At 70.9% G+C, this 21,168-nt stretch carries 15 protein-coding genes; 13 read left to right on the top strand and 2 right to left on the bottom strand.

Going from position 1 to position 21,168, the window contains the following annotated elements:
- Positions 1 to 322: 322 nt before the first annotated feature.
- Entirely contained in the window at positions 323 to 1,438 is a 1,116-nt protein-coding gene (locus ACZ56B_RS11770; protein WP_468788801.1) for a hypothetical protein, read from the top strand.
- Here the strand turns inward: ACZ56B_RS11770 and ACZ56B_RS11765 are convergent.
- On the bottom strand, positions 1,367 to 2,308 hold the full coding sequence (locus tag ACZ56B_RS11765) for a ScbA/BarX family gamma-butyrolactone biosynthesis protein (protein WP_468788799.1): 942 nt from the start codon (positions 2,306 to 2,308) through the stop codon (positions 1,367 to 1,369). The genes ACZ56B_RS11770 and ACZ56B_RS11765 overlap by 72 nt on opposite strands.
- 233 nt (positions 2,309 to 2,541) lie before the next feature.
- On the opposite strand from ACZ56B_RS11765, the gene ACZ56B_RS11760 reads away from it, so the two are divergent.
- Genes ACZ56B_RS11760 through ACZ56B_RS11750 form a run of 3 tightly spaced genes read left to right on the top strand, consistent with a single transcriptional unit; the run spans position 2,542 to position 4,793 of the window.
- Complete coding sequence (locus tag ACZ56B_RS11760; protein WP_468788797.1) at positions 2,542 to 3,171, top strand: ScbR family autoregulator-binding transcription factor; 630 nt, start codon at positions 2,542 to 2,544, stop codon at positions 3,169 to 3,171.
- 49 nt (positions 3,172 to 3,220) lie between these two features.
- Positions 3,221 to 3,967: an HAD family phosphatase gene (locus tag ACZ56B_RS11755; protein WP_468788795.1), complete on the top strand. Its 747-nt coding sequence runs from the start codon at positions 3,221 to 3,223 to the stop codon at positions 3,965 to 3,967.
- 55 nt (positions 3,968 to 4,022) lie between these two features.
- Positions 4,023 to 4,793, top strand: a complete 771-nt coding sequence (locus ACZ56B_RS11750; RefSeq protein ID WP_468788793.1) for an SDR family NAD(P)-dependent oxidoreductase — start codon at positions 4,023 to 4,025, stop codon at positions 4,791 to 4,793.
- Positions 4,794 to 4,902: 109 nt separating this feature from the next.
- Here ACZ56B_RS11750 and ACZ56B_RS11745 read toward each other — a convergent pair whose 3' ends face one another.
- Positions 4,903 to 5,541, bottom strand: a complete 639-nt coding sequence (locus ACZ56B_RS11745) for a TetR family transcriptional regulator (RefSeq protein ID WP_468788791.1) — start codon at positions 5,539 to 5,541, stop codon at positions 4,903 to 4,905.
- Between the two features lie 399 nt (positions 5,542 to 5,940).
- On the opposite strand from ACZ56B_RS11745, the gene ACZ56B_RS11740 reads away from it, so the two are divergent.
- The 9 genes from ACZ56B_RS11740 (at position 5,941) to ACZ56B_RS11700 (ending at position 21,147) form a co-directional block, all read left to right on the top strand.
- The gene (locus ACZ56B_RS11740; protein WP_468788789.1) at positions 5,941 to 7,131 is read left to right on the top strand and encodes an IS701 family transposase; all 1,191 of its coding nucleotides are present in this window, start codon (positions 5,941 to 5,943) and stop codon (positions 7,129 to 7,131) included.
- Between the two features lie 191 nt (positions 7,132 to 7,322).
- Positions 7,323 to 7,766, top strand: a complete 444-nt coding sequence (locus tag ACZ56B_RS11735) for a winged helix-turn-helix transcriptional regulator (protein WP_468788787.1) — start codon at positions 7,323 to 7,325, stop codon at positions 7,764 to 7,766.
- Positions 7,767 to 7,887: 121 nt separating this feature from the next.
- Positions 7,888 to 8,871: a DUF1702 family protein gene (locus ACZ56B_RS11730; protein WP_468788785.1), complete on the top strand. Its 984-nt coding sequence runs from the start codon at positions 7,888 to 7,890 to the stop codon at positions 8,869 to 8,871.
- A 120-nt stretch (positions 8,872 to 8,991) separates the two neighbouring features.
- Positions 8,992 to 9,981: a DUF1702 family protein gene (locus tag ACZ56B_RS11725; RefSeq protein ID WP_468788921.1), complete on the top strand. Its 990-nt coding sequence runs from the start codon at positions 8,992 to 8,994 to the stop codon at positions 9,979 to 9,981.
- Positions 9,978 to 11,903 carry an FG-GAP repeat domain-containing protein gene (locus ACZ56B_RS11720; protein ID WP_468788783.1) on the top strand — a complete coding sequence of 642 codons (1,926 nt, stop codon included), beginning with the start codon at positions 9,978 to 9,980 and terminating at the stop codon, positions 11,901 to 11,903. Before ACZ56B_RS11725 ends, ACZ56B_RS11720 begins: the two co-directional genes overlap by 4 nt.
- Positions 11,904 to 11,923: 20 nt before the next feature.
- Positions 11,924 to 13,015 (top strand): enediyne biosynthesis protein, encoded by a 1,092-nt coding sequence (locus ACZ56B_RS11715; protein ID WP_468788919.1) that lies wholly within the window; start codon positions 11,924 to 11,926, stop codon positions 13,013 to 13,015.
- Positions 13,012 to 18,813, top strand: a complete 5,802-nt coding sequence (locus ACZ56B_RS11710; protein ID WP_468788781.1) for a type I polyketide synthase — start codon at positions 13,012 to 13,014, stop codon at positions 18,811 to 18,813. The genes ACZ56B_RS11715 and ACZ56B_RS11710 overlap by 4 nt, the downstream gene beginning before the upstream one ends.
- A gap of 442 nt (positions 18,814 to 19,255) precedes the next feature.
- The gene (locus ACZ56B_RS11705; protein WP_468788779.1) at positions 19,256 to 19,804 is read left to right on the top strand and encodes a flavin reductase family protein; all 549 of its coding nucleotides are present in this window, start codon (positions 19,256 to 19,258) and stop codon (positions 19,802 to 19,804) included.
- Positions 19,801 to 21,147 carry a cytochrome P450 gene (locus ACZ56B_RS11700; RefSeq protein WP_468788777.1) on the top strand — a complete coding sequence of 449 codons (1,347 nt, stop codon included), beginning with the start codon at positions 19,801 to 19,803 and terminating at the stop codon, positions 21,145 to 21,147. The genes ACZ56B_RS11705 and ACZ56B_RS11700 overlap by 4 nt, the downstream gene beginning before the upstream one ends.
- Positions 21,148 to 21,168 lie beyond the last annotated feature (21 nt).

Here is a 21,168-nt window from a genome sequence, read left to right as displayed (position 1 = left end):
CGTCCCGGCGTCGCCCTGCGCGGACCGTGCCGCGCGGTCCGCTCCGGCAGGGCGCGTGGAGACGGGACGCCGTCCCCGGTGGAGTGCTCCCGTCCACCGCGCACATCCAGTGAGAGGCGGGCCACCCGGTGCCGGGGGCGCCCGTCGGTGATGCCGCCGTTCCCGGCGTCCCGAGCGGTCGACGGGCGGCTGGACTTCCCTCCATCCGACGCACCACCAGGAAATGACGGAAAGGGTGTAATCCATGCACTCCGTTACAGACAGGACGTCCGCCAGGTTACGTGTCCCTCCCGGCTCCCCCGACGACGGCCGACTGCGGTCGTTGTTCGTCAACGGCCACTTCCCCCGCCGGCGGGCCCTGGTCATCGGCCTCGCCGCGCTCTTCGGATTCGCGTTGACGGTCGTGTGGTCGCACGAGTTCGTCGACCAGACCATCGGCGCCAACGTCGCCGGCGCGCTGCTGGGCCAGGACGCCGCGACGGCCTCCCTGAACAGTTCCCTGATCGGCATCGCGTTCGCTCTGGCGACCGGTGTCGCGGGGACGTTCACCGCCTGCAACGTGGCGGTGTTCAGCGCGGTGGCCCCGCTGGCGGGGCAGTCCCGGTCGCGGCGCAGCCGGCTGGCCCAGACGGTCAGACCCCTGGGGTACCTGGCGGCCGGTTCCGTGGCCGTGTCCGCCGTCTACGGGGTGGTCGTCGCGCTCGTGGGCACCAGCATGCCGCAGTTCCGGCTCGGCCCCCCGGGAGCGGGCGGCTTCCCCCCGGTCCTCGTGCAGGCCATGGTGACCTACGGGATCATCGGTGTCGTGATGGTGTGGCTGGGCCTGGCCTCGCTGGGCCTGGTGCCCGACCCGCTGGCGCGGGTGGCCGCGCGCTTCCCGAACGCCCCCCTGGTCGTCATGGGCGTCCTCATCGGCGGCTTCCTCGTCGGCCGTCCCTACCCCTTGTTCAGGCGTCTGTTCCACGACGCGGCCGAGAGCGGCAACGTGCTGTACGGCGCGGCGGCCTTCTCGCTGCAGGCGCTGGGCAACCTGGCGGTGATGGGCGTGCTGTTCGTCCTGATCACCCTGCTGGCGGGCGAGCGGCTGCACCGCTGGATGACGGCACGTCCCACCCGCGTCTCCGCCGTGACCGCCGCGGCCTTCATCGCGGCGGGGACGTTCATGGTCCTGTACTGGGACGTGCGCATGCTGGCCCGCCGCGACCCTTTCCGTGTCCCCGGTCGTGCTCGGGTCCCCGCGCCGTCCGGCGCGGGGACCGCAGCCGACGCACAGATCCGCGTCGGCCGGCCGGCTTCCGGGACGCGCGCGCGGGAGCCGTGCGCCCCGCCCGCGACAGACGGAACGCGTGGTGTGTCACGCCGTCGGTCAGCGGATCCGGGCGGTGGTCACCGTCGCGTCGAAGCAGGACCTGCCGTCCTGGGTGGCCTCCACCCGTAGTGTCCTGTCCATGTCATCCTGTGGGGGAGGTGCGGGCTCGGCAGTGAGCCGGCACGGACTGTCGAACTCCACGTAGCGGGAGAAGCGGACGTCCATCGAGGAGGGCCAGCCAGCCGCCCGGTCGTCCCCGCAGGCATGCGCGACCTGCCGCGCCGCCTCCAGGAGCACCATGCCGGGGACATGGTCGACGGGGTGGTCGAACAGCACCGGATGTCCGGTGTCGGCCCGTAGCTGCCAGCACCGTTCCTGGTCCGTCGGCGCCAGGACGACGTCCTGTGGGCGCTCGCGTCCGCACACGTCGTGGGGCAGGGGAGGCGCCGGCGGAGGAGCGTCGACGAAGACCTGCTCCCGGTCCACCCGCCCGGGCCGCAGCCGCCGGTACACGGCAGGCGTATGACAGCGGAAGGCGGTGCTCGCCACCGCGAGGAACTCGTCGCCCCGGCTGATTTCGAAGCGCATGGTCAGCGCGGTCGGCAGCGAGTCGCGGTACACGATGTCGGAGCAGTGCACGCGCAGCGATATTTCGGCTGGAGTGCGCTGGATGCGCATGGGGCCAGGCATCACCACATAGCGGAACCGCGACCAGCTGAGCTGGTAGCCGAACGGGACGCCGTAGGCGGCGTGGACCAGCAGCGGAAATGTCTGCCGGATGGTCTCGCACAGGAGCAGCGGGTCGTACAGGCCGTGTTCGGTCAGGTAAAAGCTGTGGCATCTGGGCCACTGGGCCGAGATGTCGAAGGTGTCCGGTGCGGCAGCGGACCAACCGGTGAGGAAGACGTCGGCCAGTGCCGCGCGGTGGACGAACTCCTTCGCGACGGTGGTGGTCAGGACGGGGCGTACGGGTGCGGGGCCTTCCAGTGATGTGAGCATGCCTCTCCCCTGGGGCGTGCGTAGTGAGGGCCCAAAGACCTCGGAGGTCGTTGGCGAAGATCTAACCGATTGCTGGCGGAGATCCGACCGGTCGATGACGTCGATGACGAAGGCTCGACCGGTCGTTGGTGAAGACCCTGCTGGTCGCTGGTGAAGACCCGGCTGGTCGTTGACTCGGCCAGTAAGATAAAACGTGTTCGTTTTGTTTGTCGAGAGAGAAAGCGGGACCCGCGATGGCCGAACTGAAGCAGGAGCGGGCGGTCCGGACACGCCAGACGATCATTTCCGCAGCTGCGGAGGTGTTTGACGAGCACGGATACAACGGCGCGAGCATGCGGGAGATCATGAAACGCGCCGGAGTCACGCTCGGCGCCGTGTACTTCCACTTCCCGAGCAAGGAAGCGCTCGCACTGGCGGTCATGAACGCCCAACCTCAAACGATCATGCCTCAGTTGACGTCACGCGGACTGCAGCGTCTGGTGGATATCACTCTCCTGTGGTCCCATCAGCTCCAGGTCGATCCGATTCTCCGGGCAGGCGTACGGCTCACCGGTGAGCAGACCAGCTTCGGCCTGCGTGACGTCACGCCCTACCAGGAGTGGGAGCAGATCATGGAGGAGTGCCTGCTGGAGTCCCGCGAGACCGGTGAGTTGCGCGAGCACATCGACCCGCGCGAGGTGGCCGAGCTCGTGGTCGAAACGTGCACCGGTATGCAGATGTACTCGGACATGACCTCACGGCGCTCGGACCTGCCCCAACGGACCGTGAGGATGTGGCAGTTGCTGATCCCGGTCCTGGCCACCGAGAACACCGGCCACACCATCGAGGTGAACACCCAGCGCATCGCCGCCCTCACCTCGTAGCTCTTCGCGGCACCTTCCATGCCCCTTCGGCAGCCCTTAGGAGACAGTCGTGCGTGAGGATCTCCAACAGCTTCGTCTTGCTGCGGTCAACATCGACGGCGTGCTGCTCAACGACACCTTCAGTCCGGTCATCCATCACTTCGTCACCAGCCGCGGCGGTCGCTACACGGCCGACGTCGAGCGCCGTATCTTCTCGCAGTCCCGGCGCGTCGCCGGAGTCGAGATCGCCGCCGCCGCCGGGCTGCGGGTCAGCGGTGAGGAGGCCCTGACGTACTACTTCGCCGAACGCGCCGAGTTCCTCCGGCAGCACCCGGTCGTACTGAACGACGGGGCGCTGGACCTGCTCAGACGGCTGAGATCCCTCGGCCTCGCCACCCTCTGCTACGGCGGTCTGGACAGGTCCCACTTCGACACGCACCTCGGCGCGTACGCGGACCTCTTCGACGCTCCGGGCTACTTCTGCACCGATGCCTTCCGTCCCGGCATCCGGGAGATCGTCACCGAGGTGTCCGGACTCGCCTATGACCAGGTCCTGGTCATCGACGACGTCGCCCGGGTGGCGGAGTGCGCGCGCGAGCTGGGCGCCTCCTTCATCGGGCACCCCAGTGCGTTCGAGGGAAGTTTCCAGCGGCGTCTGATGAGGGACGTGGGGGTGCGTCACCTCGTCGGCTCGCTCCACGAGATCGACGAGGACCTGCTTCGCCGTGTCGACCGCGAAGCCGCAGCCGGCCTCTCGTGGGACGCGGAGGTCCCTCTTCCGGCGGGGGCCGCCGTGCAAGAACGGCTCGCGGCCTAGTCCTCCCGGTTCCGCGAATCCCTCCTCCCCACCCCAACGGCAGTCGAAGGACGGTATGAGCGAGCAACGGATGCTGGAAGACAAGGTCGTCATGGTCACCGGAGCGTCCAGCGGCATCGGTGCCGCGGCCGCCCGGCTGTTCGCGGCCGAAGGAGCGGTGGTGGTGCTCGTGGCCCGCCGCAAGGACAGGCTCGACACACTGGTGAAGGAGATAGCCGAAAGCGGCGGCCGTGCCACGGCGGCGGTCGGTGACGTCACCCGGACGGACGACGTCGAACGCGCGGTGGCCACGGCGGTCGAGACCTACGGCAGGCTGGACGCGGCGTTCAACAACGCGGGCTGGGCGACGGCGGGAACCCTCATCCACGAGACCGACGACGCGGTGTTCGACCAGGTCATGGACGTCAATGTGCGCGGTGTCTGGAACTGCCTCAAGCACCAGGTGCCCGTCATGCTCGACTCCGGATCCGGTGGGTCCATCGTGAACACCGCGAGCACCGCCGGACTGGTCGCCACCGGGGCCACCGCGTCCTACGTCGCCGCCAAGCACGCGGTGATCGGACTGACCAAGGCGGCCGCCGCCGAGTACGCCGAGCGTAAGATCCGCGTCAACTCGCTGGTCGTGGGCAGCACCCTGACCGAACTCCTCCAGGATGTCCTGGACGAGAACCCCGGACTCGTGGAGCCCTTCACCGCCCGGTCCCTGCAAAAGCGCATGGCCGACCCCGTCGAAGTGGCCCAGGCCGCGGCCTGGCTGTGCAGTGACCGCTCCTCCTTCGTCACCGGTGTCGCGATGCCCGTGGACGGTGGTTGGACGGCAGCGTAGGACAGGGCGGCACCACGCGGTGGCCGGGCCGGGGCTCCCCGCCCGGCCACCGCGGTGCGCAAAAGGCCCCAGGACCTCTTCCGCGGTCGGCCGCGCTCGCGAGCGGCCGTCATCCCTCGTGCGCGTCCGCGGAGTCGCGCGGTCCCCGGGCACTGTGCTCGGGCACCGAGATGCCCGTCAGTACGAGGTTCCAGACCCGTCCGACCAGGGCGGCCGAACTCACCGGTTTCTCCGCGGCCACCACGGGCCGGTGCCGCAGCAGCATCTCCGCTCCCCCGACCAGATGCGTGACCAGTGCCACCACCGCCTCGGGCCGTGCCGTGGACCGCAGCAGCCGCTCCTCGTCCGCCTGGCGCAGCAGCCGGCGCACGGTGGGGAGCCAGCAGGACCACCAGCTCGAGGTGCCGAGATGCTCCCGCTCCAGGCGCACCGTCGCGCGCACGGTGTCGTCGGTCTCCAGCAGCCGGGTGAGGGCCACCGTCAGCTCGACCAGCTGCCGCAACGGGTCGGTGGGCCGCTCATCGACGTCGTCGAGGACCGCCCGGGTCGCGGACCGGCCCCTCTCTCCCACGGCATCCGCCAGTTCGCTCTTGGACGCGAAGTGGAAGGTCAGCGCCCCCATCGAGATCCCGGCGTCCTTGCTGATCCGGTTCAGTGACGTACCCGCGTAGCCGTCGCAGTCGAAGCGCGTTGCGGCAGCCTGCACGAGGGCGCTGCGGGTGCGCGCGGCCCTCTCCTGTTTGACCATGTCCTCTCCAAAGTCCCCCCGGTTCCATCCAAAGCCCGCGCTTTCCTGTGCGCCGGGCCCGCCGCCCGACAGGCTTGCGCGCCACTGCTCCCACCGGTGGCGCCTGTTCCCCAGGCAGCCTGGTCCCGCGGGTGGTCGGGACGCAACAGACAGTTGCCCAAGTAGCTCACGGTAAGTGGCGAACGCCGGGGTGGAGCCCGCCCGCCTCCGGGTCCGCGCCGGCGGCACGGGCACCTCGGCGCGCGGAACCCGCCGAAGGCGCGACCTGCCGAAGTCGGGGCGTCGCTTCGCGGTGCCGGAGGACGGGTCGCACACCCCTGGATAAAAAACAGATCGTTCGCTATTGTTTTGATGTTCGCGAGCCCCAGGCACCGTTCGGCACAGGGAGGGAAACGCCTCATGGAAACGCGCGGTCTGCCCCGTTCGCGGGCCTCAGTCTCGATGTTCGCTGAACGGATCTTCGGCCACCTGCCGCGAACCGACCAGCGCTACTGGGCTCAGGCCTACCTGATGGGCCTGCTCGGCACCGAGGGCAAGAAGTCAGTGCGTCGCCTCGCCGCCACGGTCTCCGACTCGCCGACCGCCTCCCAGTCGATGCACCAGTTCGTCAACGCCAGTCCCTGGGACTGGGCGCCCGCGCGCGCCGAGCTCATGCGGTGGACGGAGGAGCGCCTCGTGCCCCGGGTCTGGGTGCTCGACGTCGCGGTGCTGCGCAAGCGGGGCGAACACTCCTGCGGGGTGCACCGCCGCTTCGTCCCGGCCACCGGAAGGTCCGTCAACTGCCAGGTGGGGGTGGGGGCGTTCGCCGTCTCCGATGCGGAGGCGATCCCGGTCGACTGGCGGCTGCTGCTGCCCAGGACCTGGCTCAACGACCAGCGGAGCCGGGCACGCGCCCGCATCCCGACGGACATCACCGCGCGGGCCCTCGAACAGGATGCCCTCGACTTGGTGGACGCGCTCGCCGCCAGCGGTGCGCTGGGCGATCTGCCGGTCGTTGCCGACCTGAGCGCCCATGCCGCCACCACCGCACTGGTGGGCGGGCTCACCCAACGGGGCCACAACTTCGTCGTCGCCGTGCCGGGCCGGATGCCGGTGACGACCGGCGGACACCTCGCGGCCCGGCCCGAGTACGGCAACGAACTGCCGGCGGTCATGGAGGCACAGCGCTTCTTCGAGCCCAAGCAGCACAGCACCCGCTATGACGGTGTGCGTTCGCGCGAGGAGCGTCCGGGACAGCCGTCGCTGGTGACAGGCCTGGTCCGGCTGCCCGAAATCCGTCTCAACCGGCTTGCCCCGCACCGCACCTACCGGATGTTCGGGGTCCGCCACCCCGCGGGCCGGCGCTCGACCCAGCTGTGGCTCACCAACATGGTGCACCGCCGGGTCGACGAGCTGTTCGCGCTGACCCAGTACCGGCGCCGGGCGACGTCGACGCTGCAGAACCTGGAGCGCGGCTTCGGACTGCTCGACTTCGAGGGCCGCTCCTACCCGGGCTGGCACCACCACATGACCCTGGTCTCCGCCGCGTACGCCTACGACCGCCTCGAAGCATCCGCGGTCGAGGCGGTCCCCGAGGTCTGCACGGCCTGACGCGCGACCGCTCTCCCCGCGCCGCCGCCCGCATCCCCCGAGAGCGGCGGCGCGGGGTTCCACCTCCGCGGCGGTGCCCGTCCCGTCGCCGGTCACGGTGGCCCGAAAGATCCTCGAAGAGTAATGCCAAAGTCGAGACGACAGGCGCGTATGGGTTTTTTCACGCAACTGAATTCCCTTACGGTGGAGCAATGCTGCGAAACACATACGAGGGGCAGGACTGCAACCTGGCCCGCTCACTCGAACTGATCGGTGAGCGATGGACTCTTCTGATCGTCCGTAATGCGCTGCTCGACGTGAAGCGGTTCGACGGGTTCCTGGGAAACCTGGACATAGCCCGCAACGTCCTCGCCAACCGACTCGGCCGGCTCGTCGAATTCGGAATCATGGAGAAGGTCGCCTACCAGGACAGGCCGGTGCGCTACGAGTACCGGCTCACCCCGATGGGGCGTGACCTGACCTGTGCCGTCGTCGCCCTGATGCAGTGGGGCGACCGGCACCTGTCCCCCGAGCTCGGACCGCCACGCCGGGCCGAGCACATCGGCTGCGACGGCCAGGTGAACGCGCACCTGGACTGCGTGACGTGCGAACGTCCGGTCCACGACGACGAGGTGGTGGTCCGCCTGGTCCGCTGAACACCGCGGCCCGGCGACCGGCCCGGACCGCTGCTGGGCACTTGCGAAGATGCACCCCCCTCCGGCGCGCAAGACGATGAGCCTCCTGCCCACATCTGGTGGTCACACAGAGGAGGCGATCATGGCGACGGCGATGGGAGCGTTGCGCAGACTGGTCATGGCTCCGTCCCTGGAGGAAGTGAGCTTCGCCGGGCGGGGTTTCCCCGTGACCGAGACGGCCGCCACCCGACAGCTCGAATCGATCCCGCAGTCGGTCGTCTGCGGTTTCGAGTGGGGCATCGACGCAGCCGGCCTGTGGGAGCTCGAACGACGGCTTTCCCTGGTCGATCCCGAAGTCCAGGGCTTCGCCTATGAGGGCGCCACCATGGCCTGCACGATCCGGGACGCCATGGGCCCGCGCAGGGGCCGCCGCGCCCGGGAACTGCTGGAGGGCCCGGGCAAGCGGCACATCTTCCTCAACTACATCGGCATCGGCTTCGCCATGGCCCGGCTGCCCAGACCGCTGTGGAAGAAGGTCATGCCGGAACTGACCGGCGACGCGTACTACCCGCAGATGAGCTGGCTCGCCGTCGACGGCTACGGCTTCGACCGCGCCTACTTCGACACCGACCGCTGGGTGGACGGTCAGCGCGTGGACCGACCGTACGCCTGGGAGGGCGACGCGGACTACTTCCCGCGCGCCTTCGACCAGGGCATCGGGCGCGCGCTGTGGTTCATCCACGGAGCACGTGTCACCCAGGTCGCAGCGGCCGTACGCGGGTTCGCCGCCGACCGCCATGCGGACCTGTGGGCCGGGGTCGGGCTCGCGGCCACCTTCGCGGGCTGTTCGACGCCCGACGACCTCGCCGCCCTGCGCGCCGCCTCCGGCGAATTCCGCGACCATCTGGGACAGGGTTGCGTGTTCGCGGCCAAGGCCCGCCACCACTCGGGCACCGTCCCCGAGCACACCCGCATCGCCACCCACACGCTGACGGGCCTTTCGGTCGAGGCGGCTGCCGGACTCGCCGACGACACGTACGTTCCCTCGGGTTCCGGCCACGGTCCCGCCTATGAGCTCTGGCGCCGTTCGGTACGCGACCGGCTGCACGTCCGTGCAGTTGTCTGAGCATTTCCGAAGTAGACGCCGCAGCGAGCGACTTGACACATTCCACGTGGTATTCGCATGCGGTGTACAGCGATCTCAGAAAATTCCAGGGATTCTCGAAAAGGGGTTGGTCAGGTGTCCATGTTGCGCGCTTTGAGGCGCAGAATTCTCACACCCAATGCCCGTGAAACCCGGCTGGCGCGGCGCGGTTTCCACGTCAAGAACGCAGAGGCGAAATTACAGCTGGAAACCGTGGGCGAAACCTTCATCCAGGGGTACGCGTACGCGGTCGAGGCACGTTCAGCGGCCGAGACGGAGGAGTGGCTCGCGACCGTTCCCCGAGCCTATCGCGGATTCGCCTACGAGGGCGCCGGAATGGGTGCGACCATGCTCGACGCGCTGACCGGGAGCCGGCGGCGGCTCAGCGGGCTGCTGGCCGGCGAGGGACGCAACCACGACTACATGATCATGGTCGGTGTCGGCTGGGCGATGGCCCGGCTGCCGCGCTTCATGTGGCCGGACGTGACCGCCTACGACCCGCTGCTGCGCTGGCTCATCCTGGACGGTTACGGTTTTCACCAGGCGTACTTCCGCACGGACGACTACGTCCGCGCTCCGGAGCGCCGGCACCCGTTCACCTGGGCGGTGGGCTTCGACGCGTACAGCCTGCGCGCCGTCGACCAGGGCATCGGCCGTGCGCTGTGGTTCGTGGGCGGCACCGACCCCGATGTGGTCGCCGACCTCATCCACGCCTACCCGGCACACCGCCACGCCGACCTGTTCGCCGGAGCGGGCCTCGCCTGCACCTACGCGGGCGCCGCCGACGAATCGGAGCTGCGGCGCTTCGCCGAGCACGCCGGGCCCCACCTTCCCCGGCTGGCCCAGGGCTCCGCCTTCGCCTGCGAAGCCCGCGAGAAGGCCGGCCTGACCACCGCGCACACGCACGTCGCCGCGCACGTCCTGTGCGGCGAGCGCACCCCCGCCCAGGCGGCCCGGGTGTGCACCGACCTGATTCCCGCCATGCGGGAACGCGGGGACCGGGGCGAGGTGCCGGCGTTCGAGATCTGGCGGCAGCAGATCGCCGCCCAGCTCTCCCCCCTCCCGTCCGTCCGGAAAGGTGCCGCGGCATGACCAACCCCATAGCCTGGCTGCGCCGGCAGGCTCCCGGAGTCGTCGCCTTCGCGCTGATGGTGACCGCGTTCCAGGCGGTGAAGCCGGCGGAGTCCTCGGCCGCCGACAACGCCGAACTCGCCAAGAACTTCGGCTTCCAGCCGATGTCCATAGCCCAGCCCGAGGGCTACCCGCAGCAGACCGTCCGACAGGTGAACAAGGCCTACAAGCACATCGAGGCGTGGATCTCCTCGGTCGGCGCCGGCGTCGCCATGAACGACATCGACGGCGACGGACTGCCCAACGACCTGTGCGTCACGGACCCGCGCATCGACCAGGTCTACGTGACCCCCGCGCCCGTACCCGGCCGCAAGAGCCCGTCGTACAAGCCGTTCGCACTCGACCTCGCGCCGCTGCCCAAGAGCAGGACCTCGGCGCCGATCGGCTGTGTCCCCGGAGACTTCAACGAGGACGGCCGCACCGACCTCCTCGTCTACTACTGGGGCCGCACCCCGGTCATCTTCCAGGCCAAGAAGCCGGCGGAAGGCGAGCAGCCGCCGCTGGCCGCCGAGTGCTTCACGCCCGTGGAGCTGGTGCCCGGCAGGGGCGGTGACGTCTACAGCGGCCCGCTGTGGAACTCCAACGCCGCCACGGTCGCCGACTTCGACGGCGACGGCCACAACGACATCTTCATCGGCAACTACTTCCCGGACAGCCCCGTCCTCGACCCGTCCAAGGACGGCGGCGTGGAGATGAACGACTCGCTGTCGCAGGCCCGCAACGGCGGCGGCGGGAAGTTCTTCCGTCACACCGGCAACGGCTTCGAGGAGCAGAAGAACGTCCTGCCCAAGAACCTCTCCAGGGGCTGGACCCTCGCCGCGTCCGCCAACGACCTCGACGGCGACCAGCGGCCCGAGCTCTACCTCGCGCACGACTTCGGCACGTCGGCGCTCCTCTACAACAAGTCGCGCCCCGGCACCTTCGAGTTCACCGAGGTCAAGGGCAAGCACTCGCCGATCGTCCCCAAGTCCAAGGAGATGGGCCGCAGTTCCTTCAAGGGCATGGGCGTCGACTTCGGTGACCTCGACAACGACGGCCTCTACGACCTGTTCGTCTCCAACATCACCACGTCCTTCGGCATCCAGGAGTCGAACTTCGCCTTCTTCGACACGGCCGACGACAAGGCCGACCTGCGGGCCAGGCTCAAGGAGGGCGAGGCCCCGTTCAAGGACCGCAGCGGCCCGCTCAACCTCGCCTGGTCGGGCTGGGGCTGGGACACCAAGATGGGTGACTTCGACAACAGCGGCGAGCTGGAGATCACCCAGGCCACCGGCTTCGTCAAGGGCAAGCGCAACCGCTGGGCGCAGCTGCAGGAGCTGGCCACCGCCAACGACGCGCTGGTCAAGCACCCCTCCTTCTGGCCCAACGTGGAAGAGGGCGACGACCTCGCGGGCGACCAGTTCCTGCGCTTCTTCGTGAAGAACGAAGACGGTTCCTACAGCAACCTGTCCAAGAACCTCGGGCTGGGTGTGCCCGTGCCCACCCGCGGCATCGCCACCGGCGACGCCGACGGTGACGGTCGCCTCGACCTCGCCGTGGCCCGGCAGTGGGACGCGCCGGTGTTCTACCACAACACCAGCGAGAGCGACGGCGGCTACCTGGGGCTCAAGCTCGTCGACGAGGCCGGATCCGATGTGGTCGGCGCGCAGGCCACGGTGACCGTGTCCGACGGGAGCATCCGCGTCGGCCGGGTCGACGGCGGCGGCGGTCACTCCGGCAAGCGCAGCACCGACCTGCACATGGGCCTGGGCGACCAGGCCGACGGACCCCTGCAGGTCCACCTGACCTGGCGGGACCGCAGCGGCCAGGTACGTAACCAGGATCTCGAGCTGAGTCCCGGCTGGCACACGCTCGAGCTCGGCGCCGAGGCCAAGGAGAAGTGACCGTGTCCACCACCTCACAGATACCGGACGCTCAGGACGGGACGACACCCCAGAGGCCACCCGCCCCGCCGCGGCACGACAACAAGATCATCACCGCACTGCGCCGGTTCGCGATCTCGATCACCGTCCTGAACATCGCGGGCTACACGTTCCTCGGATTCGAGCAGCCCTGGCTGTGGCCGTTCATCGCCGTCGGCACCGCCTACGTCGTGGAGATCCTCCTGGAGGCGATCGCCGCCAGGACGGAGGGCCGGAGACCCCGCTACGCGGGCAACGGTCCACGCGGCCTGATGGAGTTCCTCTACCCGGCCCACATCACCGGTCTCGCCGTCAACATGCTCACCTACGTCAACGACCGGGTCTGGGTCATGATGTTCGGGGTGCTGGTCGCCGTCGGCACCAAGTGGGTGCTGAGGGCCCCGCTCAAGGGCCGGATGCGGCACTACATGAACCCGTCGAACTTCGGCATCGCGATCATCCTGCTGCTCTTCCCCTGGGCCAGCATCGCGCCGCCCTACCACTTCACCGAGCACCTCCACGGCCCGGGCGACTGGGTCCTGCCGGCGATCATCATCACGCTCGGCACCATGCTGAACGCCAAGCTGACGGGCCGCATGTGGCTCATCGGCGCTTGGCTGGTCGGTTTCGCGCTGCAGGCGATCATCCGCGGTCTGTGGCTGGGCACCTCCATCCCCGCGGCGCTCGGCATGATGACCGGTGTGGCTTTCGTGCTCTTCACGAACTACATGGTCACCGACCCCGGAACCTCTCCCTCCAAGCGCTCCTCGCAGATCGCGTTCGGCGGCGGGGTCGCCGCGATGTACGGCCTGCTCACGGCCCTCGGCATCGCCTACGGCATCTTCTTCGCCACGGCCCTGGTCTGCCTGATCCGCGGCGGTTACCTGTGGGGCCTGCACCTCCTCGACAAACAGCGCGCGGCGCGGGCCGAGGAGACGAGGGCCGTCGTCCCCGTCAAGCCGGCACCCGGCGGGCCCGTCCCCGACAAGCCCGCCGACGCCTGCGCGGCAGGCACCTGCGCGCACGGCAAGTGCGCGGCCGCTCGGGCCGCCGAGCAGAAGGCGGCGGAGAAGAAGGTGGTGGTCCCCGTATGAACCGGATAGCGATCGTCGGGATGGCATGCCGCTACCCCGACGCCGAGACCCCGCACGAGCTGTGGGACAACGCGGTCGCCGGCCGGCGCGCCTTCCGGCGCCTGCCCGATGTCCGGATGAACCTGGACGACTACTGGGACCCGGACCCCCGGGCCCCCGACCGCTTCTACGCCCGCAACGCCGCCGTCCTGGAGGGCTACGAGTTCGACCGGATCGCCCACCGGATCGCCGGCAGCACCTACCGCTCCACCGACCTCACCCACTGGCTGGCCCTCGACATCGCCGGCCGGGCCCTGGCCGACGCCGGGTTCCCGGCGGCCGAGGGGCTGCCCAGGGCAAGAACCGGCGTCGTCGTCGGCAACACCCTGACCGGTGAATTCTCCCGGGCCAACGGCATGCGGCTGCGGTGGCCCTACGTTCGGCGCGTGCTGGCCTCCGCGCTCAGGGACCAGGACTGGGACGACGACCGCACGGCTGAGTTCCTGGCCGGGGTCGAGAGCGCGTACAAGCAGCCGTTCCCGGCCATCGACGAGGACACCCTCGCCGGCGGCCTGGCCAACACCATCGCCGGGCGGATCTGCAACTACTTCGACCTCAACGGCGGCGGCTACACGGTCGACGGCGCGTGCTCCTCCTCGCTGCTGTCGGTCACCACGGCCGCCACCTCCCTGCTCAGCGGCGACCTCGACGTCGCCGTCGCGGGCGGCGTCGACCTGTCCATCGACCCCTTCGAGATCATCGGCTTCGCCAAGACCGGAGCGCTCGCCAGGAAGGAGATGCGGCTCTACGACCGCGGCTCCAACGGCTTCTGGCCGGGCGAGGGCTGCGGCATGGTCGTCCTGATGCGTGAGGAGGACGCCCTCGCCGCCGGTCACCGCATCTACGCGAGCGTGGCGGGCTGGGGCATCTCCTCCGACGGGCAGGGTGGCATCACCCGCCCCGAGGTGAACGGCTACCGGATGGCCCTCACCCGGGCGTACGAGAGGGCCGGATTCGGCATCGGCACGGTACCGCTCTTCGAGGGGCACGGCACCGGCACCCGGGTCGGCGACGCCACCGAGCTCGAAGCGATCACGAGTGCGCGTGCCGAGGCCGCCCCTGGCGCGCCGAGAGCCGCCATCAGCTCCATCAAGGGCATGATCGGCCACACCAAGGCCGCCGCCGGAGTCGCCGGTCTGATCAAGGCCGCGATGGCCGTGGAAACCGGGATGCTGCCGCCCGCCATCGGCTGTGTCGACCCGCACGACCTGCTCACCGACGACCGGGCCACCCTGCGGGTGCTGCGCAAGGCCGAGGCCTGGCCCGAGGACCAGGAACGACGGGCCGGCATCACCGCCATGGGCTTCGGCGGGATCAACACCCACGTCGTCCTCGACAAACGGGTGTCCGGGCGGCGTGCACCGCTCAGCCGCCGCGCCACCACCCTCGCGGGCTCGCTCCAGGACAGCGAACTGCTCCTGCTGGACGGGGAGTCACCCGCGGCCCTGCGCGAGCGGATCAGCCAGGTGGCCGACTTCGTGCCGCGGCTCTCGTACGCGCAGGTCGGCGACCTCGCCGCGACGCTGCAGCGCGAATTGCGTGAACTGCCCTACCGGGCGGCCGCGGTCGTCTCCTCCCCGGAGGACGCCGAACTGCGGTTGCGCCGACTGCTCGAGGCCGTCGACGCGGGTGAGACCAGCCGGTTCTCCCCCGACGGGCGCGTCTTCCTCGGCCGGGCCGGGGAGGACGCCCGGATCGGCTTCCTCTTCCCCGGCCAGGGCTCCGGCCGGAGCACCGGGGGCGGCGCGCTGCGCCGTCGCTTCCCCGAGGCCGCCGGCGTCTACGACCGGGCGGACCTGCCCGCCACCGGCGACATGGTCGCCACCGACGTGGCCCAGCCGCGGATCGTCACCGGTTCGACGGCCGGTCTGCGGGTGCTGGAAGCGCTCGGCCTGGAGGCGGACGTCGCCGTGGGCCACAGCCTCGGTGAACTGTCCGCCCTGCACTGGGCGGGCGCCCTGGACGACCGGGAGCTGCTCGACGCCGCCCGGGTGCGCGGACAGGCCATGGCCGAGCACGGCGCCTCGGGCACGATGGCCTCGCTCGCCGCCGGGCCGGAGCGGGTCACGGTCCTCACCGACGGGCTGCCCGTCGTCGTCGCCGGGTACAACGGCCCCGAGCAGACGGTCGTGGCCGGACCGGTGGCGGACATCGAGACCATGGCGGCCAGGGCCGCCGAGGCGGGAATCACCTGCACCCGGCTCGCGGTGTCCCACGCCTTCCACTCACCGCTGGTCGCGTCGGCGGCCGACTCCTTCGGGCAGTGGCTCGACAGCGCCGGTCTCGGGCCGGTGAAGCGCCGGGTCGTCTCCACGGTCACCGGCGGGGAACTCGACGCGGAAACGGACCTGCCCGAGGTGCTGCGCCGGCAGATCACCGAACCGGTCCTGTTCAGCCAGGCTGTCCAGGTCGCGGCCGACGAGGTCGACCTGTTCGTCGAGGTCGGTCCCGGAGGGGTGCTCAGCTCGCTCACCGCCGCCGCGACCGGTGTGCCGTCCCTCGCGGTGAACACCGACGACGAGTCCCTGCGCGGTCTCCTCCAGGTCGTGGGCGCCGCCTACGTGATCGGCGCCCCGCTGATCCACGAACGGCTGTTCCAGGACCGGCTCACCCGGCCCCTGCAGATCGGTGCCGAGTTCAGTTTCCTGACCAGCCCCTGTGAAACGGCTCCGCAGGTCGAGCTGCCCGCGGTCCCGGCCGTGTCGCGGCCGGTCGAGGACGGCGCCGGCACCGTCGCGGACGCGGGCGACGCGGCGGGGGAACCGGTCCTGGAAGTGGTGCGGGCGCTGGTCGCCGAACGCGCCGAGCTGCCGGCCGAACTGGTCGCCGACGACAGCAGCCTCCTGGACGACCTGCACATGAGTTCGATCACAGTCGGCCAGATCGTCAACCAGGCCGCCACCAAGCTCGGCCTCGCCGCCGCCCACGTGCCCACCAACTTCGCCACCGCGAGCGTGGGGCAACTCGCCGAAGCCCTCGAATCGCTGGCACGGAACAGTGGTCCGAACGACACGGCCGCACCCGTCGTCGCGGGCGCGGCCGCCTGGGCCAGGGCCTTCGCCGTGGACTTCGACGAGCTGCCCGTCCCACCGGCCGCACCGGGACAGACCGGCGGCGCCTGGAAACTGTTCGCCGACGGCGACCACCCCTTCGCCGCCCGGCTGAAGCAGGCACTCGAAGAAGCCGAGGTCGGTTCCGGCGTGCTGGTCTGCCTGGCCCCCGACTGCCCGCAGGAGCACGTCGAACAGGCCCTGAACGGTGCGAAGGACGCCCTCGCGGGCGACCGCGACCGCCGCTTCGTCCTGGTGCAGTCCGGCCGTGGCGCGGCCGGACTCGCCAAGACCCTGCACCTGGAGGCCCCGCACCTGAGGACGACCATCGTGCACACCCCGGTGTCGTACGAGGCGATCGAGCAGGTGGTGGCCGAGGTCGCCGCGACCACGCGGTTCACCGAGGTCCGCTACGACGCGGACGGCGTGCGCCGGGTGCCGACGCTGCGCGCGCTACCGGTCGTCCCCGAGCGCACCGAGCGCGTCCTGGACGCCTCGGACGTGCTCCTGGTCACCGGCGGCGGCAAGGGCATCACGGCGGAGTGCGCCCTGGCGCTGGCCAAGGACAGCGGAGCCGGCCTGGCCCTGCTCGGCCGCTCCGACCCGGCCGAGGACGCCGACCTCGCGGCGAACCTGAAGCGCATGGCCGACAGCGGGGTGAGCTTGGCCTACGCCGCCGCCGATGTCACCGACCCGCGGAAGGTACGCGCCGCGGTCGACGAACTCACCGCGGAACTGGGACCGGTCACCGCGCTGATGCACGGCGCGGCCCGCAACGAGCCCGGATCGCTGGCCTCGCTGGACATGGACGCCGTCCGCTCCACCCTCGCCCCGAAGGTCGACGGACTGCGCACCGTGCTCGACGCGGTCGGCGAGGACAACCTGAAGCTGCTCGTCACCTTCGGCTCCATCATCGGCCGTGCGGGACTGCGCGGTGAGGCGCACTACGCCACCGCCAACGAGTGGCTGGCCGACCTCACCGAACGGGTCGCGCACACCCGGCCCGGCTGCCGTGCCGTGTGCCTGGAGTGGTCGGTGTGGTCCGGCATCGGCATGGGCGAAAAGCTCTCCGTCGTCGAGTCCCTTTCCCGCGAGGGCATCACGCCGGTCTCGCCCGACCAGGGCATCGATCTCCTGCTGCGCCTGGTCAACGACCCGGACGCGCCGGTGGTCACGGTCATCAGCGGCCGTACGGAAGGCATCGAGACCGTACGCCGTGACCTGCCGCAGCTGCCGCTGCTGCGGTTCATCGGCAACCCGCTCATCCGCTACCACGGCGTCGAGCTGGTCACCGAGGTCGAGCTGAACGCCGGCACCGACCCCTACCTCGCCGATCACCTCCTGGACGGCAACCTGCTGCTGCCCGCGGTGATCGGCATGGAGGCGATGGCCCAGGTCGCGTCCGCCGCCACCGGCTGGGCGGGCGTCCCGGTGTTCGAAGGGGTCGAGTTCCTGCGGCCCATCGTGGTCCAGCCGAACGGCACCACCCGGATCCGGATCGCCGCCACGGTCACCGGATCCGCCACGGTCGACGTGGCCGTCCGGGCCGAGGAGACCGGCTTCGTCGCCGAGCACTTCCGGGCCCGTCTCCTCTACGGCGGCGCGGCCGTCCCCGACGGCCCGCCCGAGCAGGTCGACCCCGCGGTCCCGGCGGCCCCGCTCGACCCGAAGACGGACCTTTACGGAGGCGTCAACTTCCAGGGCGATCGCTTCCACCGGCTGCGCCGCTTCCACCGGGCGGCGGCCCGGCACGTGGACGCGGACGTCTCCGTCCAGGCCTCGGGGAACTGGTTCGCCGGCTTCCTGCCCGGCACGCTCCTGCTCGCCGACCCCGGCATGCGCGACGCCCTGATGCACGGCAACCAGGTCTGCGTCCCCGACGCCACCCTGCTGCCGTCCGGCATCGAGCGGCTCCACCCGCTCGGCTCCGCCACCGACGTTCCCGGCGAACTGCGCTACTGCGCCTCCGAGCGGTACCACGAGGGCGACACCTATGTGTACGACATCGTGGTCCGCGCCCCCGACGGCACCGCCGTCGAGCGCTGGGAGGGCCTGACCCTGCATGCCGTGCGCAAGACGGACGGCTCGGGTCCGTGGGTGGCGCCGCTGCTCGGCTCCTACCTGGAGCGGGCGCTCGAGGAGGTGCTCGGCACGCACGTCGCCGTCGCCGTCGAGCCGTACGGGGGCGACGGCACGGAGCAGCGCCGGGCCAGCACGGCGGCCGCCGTGCAGCGAGCCGTCGGTGCCCCGGAGGAGGTCCGCTACCGCCCCGACGGCCGCCCCGAGCTGGCGGGCGGACGGCGGATGTCGGCGGCGCACGCCCTGGGCGTCACCCTCGGCGTGGTCTCCGACACCGCCGGGCAGACCGTGGCCTGCGACGTCGAAGCGGTGAACGTCCGTACCGAGGCCGCGTGGGAGGGTCTGCTCGGCGAACACGCCCCGCTGGCCGCCCTCGTGGCCAAGGAGACCGGCGAGGCGCCCGACACCGCCGCCACCCGTGTGTGGAGCGCCGTCGAGTGCCTGAGGAAGGCCGGGGTGATGGCTGCGGCCCCCCTGACCCTGGCTCCGTGCGACAAGGCGAACTGGGTGGTCATGGCCGCGGGCGACCTGCGGATCGCGACCTTCGTCACGGCACTGCGCGACGCGGCGGAGCCCGCCGTCTTCGCGGTGCTCGCGGGGAGCGGTCCCGACTCCTCGGGGCGGCCGTAGCCGTGGGAGGCCGCCCCGAACACCGTCACGCGGTCACGGGTGCGCGGTCCGGCCTGTCCGGAACCGCGGACCACGTGCACCTCCTCCGCCGGCGGGGGGACGCCCGGACCGGTCCCCCCGCCGACCGGGACCCGGCGTCCCCACCGGCGCACCGGGGCAGCCGGAGCCCATCACACCGCGGACGGAGCGCGAGCCGCCCGCCGGGATCAGGGCCTCCGGCGAGTCGTCAGGCCGGCCGTGGCCGCACAGAGCCCGGCACCACGTTCCACCACACCGAGGTGACGGACGGCGCGGAGACACCGGCGGCACGGAGCGGGCGGCGGCCCGCCCGTGTGCGCGGACCGGGGTCCTCCGTCGTACCGACACCGATCCCCGACGTGCCGGCGCGGGCGCCGGCGCCCTACGCGGTGGCCGGACCCCGGCCGCCGGCAGGGAGGCAGACATGACTCTCCTGGTGGCTCCGTCCGAGGAGCCGGTCGATCTCGAAGACGGGAAACAACTGCGCGGAGCTTTCGGAGCGTTCCCCACCGGGGTCACCGTGGTGACCGTCGGCGGGGACGCTCCCCGGGGCATGACGGCGAACTCGTTCACGTCCGTCTCCCTGGAGCCGCCCCTCGTGCTGGTCTGCGTCAACAGGGACGCCGTCATGCACCGCCGCCTCGAACAGGCGGCCACGTTCTCGGTGTCCGTGCTCAACGCCGGCCAGGAGTCCGTGGCGCGGCACTTCGCCAACCGCTCACGGCCGGCCGGCGCCGGGCAGTTCGCCGCGGTCGGCTGGGTGCCGGGCCGGGGGAGCGACGCCCCGCTGATCGCCGGTGCCGTGGCCCAGCTCGAGTGCGAGAAGTGGCGGGTGTACGACGGCGGTGACCACACCATCTTCCTCGGCAGGGTGCTCGCGGCAGCCAGGTGCCCGGGTCACGAGGCGCTCCTCTTCCACAACGGCAGGTTCCGCCAGGCCGCCCCCGAGCCGAGTGAAGGCAGGGCAGCATGACCGTGCACCCACCCGGGCCTGCCGCCAAGGACCTGCCGGGACTGCTGAGGAAACTGGCCGTGGACCGGCTCGGCCTGATGAGGGACGCGGCCGCCCTCGGCGACGCGGTCCGCGTCTCCATGGGTCCCAAGAAGCTCTACGTCTTCAACCGGCCCGACTACGCCAAGCACGTGCTGGCGGACAACGCCGCCAACTACCACAAGGGCATCGGGCTCGTGGAAGCCCGGCGCATCCTCGGCGATGGCCTGCTCACCAGTGAGGGCGAGGTGTGGAGGGCCCAGCGCAGAGTGGTGCAACCCGCGTTCAAGCCGGGCCGCATCGCCCAGCAGGCGGACGTCGTGGCGGAGGAGGCCTCGAAACTGGTGGCCCTGCTGCGCTGTCACGAGGGCGCCGGCCCCGTCGACGTCCTGCGCGAGGTCACCGGGCTCACCCTCGGGGTGCTCGGCCGGTCCCTGCTCGACAGCGACCTCGGCGCGCACGAATCCGTGGCGCACTCCTTCGAGGCGATCCAGGACCAGGCCATGTTCGAGATGGTCACCCAGGGCCTGGTGCCGAGCTGGCTGCCCACCCGGGGGCAGCGCAATTTCCGCAGGGCACGCCGGGAACTGCACGACGTGGTCGACTCCCTGCTGGCCGACCGCGCCGCGCGCATGGCCGACGGGGAGGAAGCCGACGACGCGCTGTCCCGGATGATCTGGGCGGCACGCCGGAACTTCGGCCCGGAGGCGGCCCGCGACCGACTGCGGGAGGAGTTGGTCACCCTGCTGCTCGCCGGGCACGAGACGACGGCGAGCACCCTCGGGTGGACCCTGCATCTGCTCGACCGTCATCCCGAGGCACGGATGAGGGTCCGCGAGGAGGCCGTGCGTGTCCTGGGCGGGCGCAACCCGGAGGTCGACGACCTGCACCGCCTCACCTACACCACCATGGTGGTCCAGGAGGCCATGCGGCTCTATCCGCCGGTCTGGGTGCTGCCGCGCGTCGCCCAGCAGGACGACGAGGTCGGCGGCTACACCGTCTCGGCCGGGGCGGATGTCCTGGTCTGCCCCTACATCATGCACCGCCACCCGGACCTGTGGGACGCCCCGGAGGACTTCGACCCCGAGCGGTTCGAACCGCAGCGGGTCGCCAGGCGGCCGCGGTACGCCTACATCCCGTTCGGCGCAGGACCGCGGTTCTGCGTCGGCAGCAACCTCGGCATGATGGAGGCGGTCTTCGTCACGGCGCTGGTCACCCGCGACCTGGAGCTGCGCACCGTGCCCGGGCACGAGGCGGTCGCGGAGCCCATGCTCTCCCTGCGGATGCACGGCGGTCTGCCGATGACGGTCCGTCCGGTGCAGTGAGCTCCGGGCGACGGCGGCCGG

This window comes from Streptomyces sp. NPDC034670 (assembly GCF_055574875.1).
This window is presented reverse-complemented; position numbering and strand designations above follow the sequence as displayed.

Coding starts and splice junctions, on each gene's coding strand:
- ACZ56B_RS11765 (WP_468788799.1), bottom strand. CDS start 2,308: ATGCTCACATCACTGGAAGGCCCCGCACCCGTACGCCCCGTCCTGACC.
- ACZ56B_RS11760 (WP_468788797.1), top strand. CDS start 2,542: ATGGCCGAACTGAAGCAGGAGCGGGCGGTCCGGACACGCCAGACGATC.
- ACZ56B_RS11750 (WP_468788793.1), top strand. CDS start 4,023: ATGAGCGAGCAACGGATGCTGGAAGACAAGGTCGTCATGGTCACCGGA.
- ACZ56B_RS11745 (WP_468788791.1), bottom strand. CDS start 5,541: ATGGTCAAACAGGAGAGGGCCGCGCGCACCCGCAGCGCCCTCGTGCAG.
- ACZ56B_RS11740 (WP_468788789.1), top strand. CDS start 5,941: ATGGAAACGCGCGGTCTGCCCCGTTCGCGGGCCTCAGTCTCGATGTTC.
- ACZ56B_RS11735 (WP_468788787.1), top strand. CDS start 7,323: ATGCTGCGAAACACATACGAGGGGCAGGACTGCAACCTGGCCCGCTCA.
- ACZ56B_RS11730 (WP_468788785.1), top strand. CDS start 7,888: ATGGCGACGGCGATGGGAGCGTTGCGCAGACTGGTCATGGCTCCGTCC.
- ACZ56B_RS11725 (WP_468788921.1), top strand. CDS start 8,992: ATGTTGCGCGCTTTGAGGCGCAGAATTCTCACACCCAATGCCCGTGAA.
- ACZ56B_RS11720 (WP_468788783.1), top strand. CDS start 9,978: ATGACCAACCCCATAGCCTGGCTGCGCCGGCAGGCTCCCGGAGTCGTC.
- ACZ56B_RS11710 (WP_468788781.1), top strand. CDS start 13,012: ATGAACCGGATAGCGATCGTCGGGATGGCATGCCGCTACCCCGACGCC.
- ACZ56B_RS11705 (WP_468788779.1), top strand. CDS start 19,256: ATGACTCTCCTGGTGGCTCCGTCCGAGGAGCCGGTCGATCTCGAAGAC.
- ACZ56B_RS11700 (WP_468788777.1), top strand. CDS start 19,801: ATGACCGTGCACCCACCCGGGCCTGCCGCCAAGGACCTGCCGGGACTG.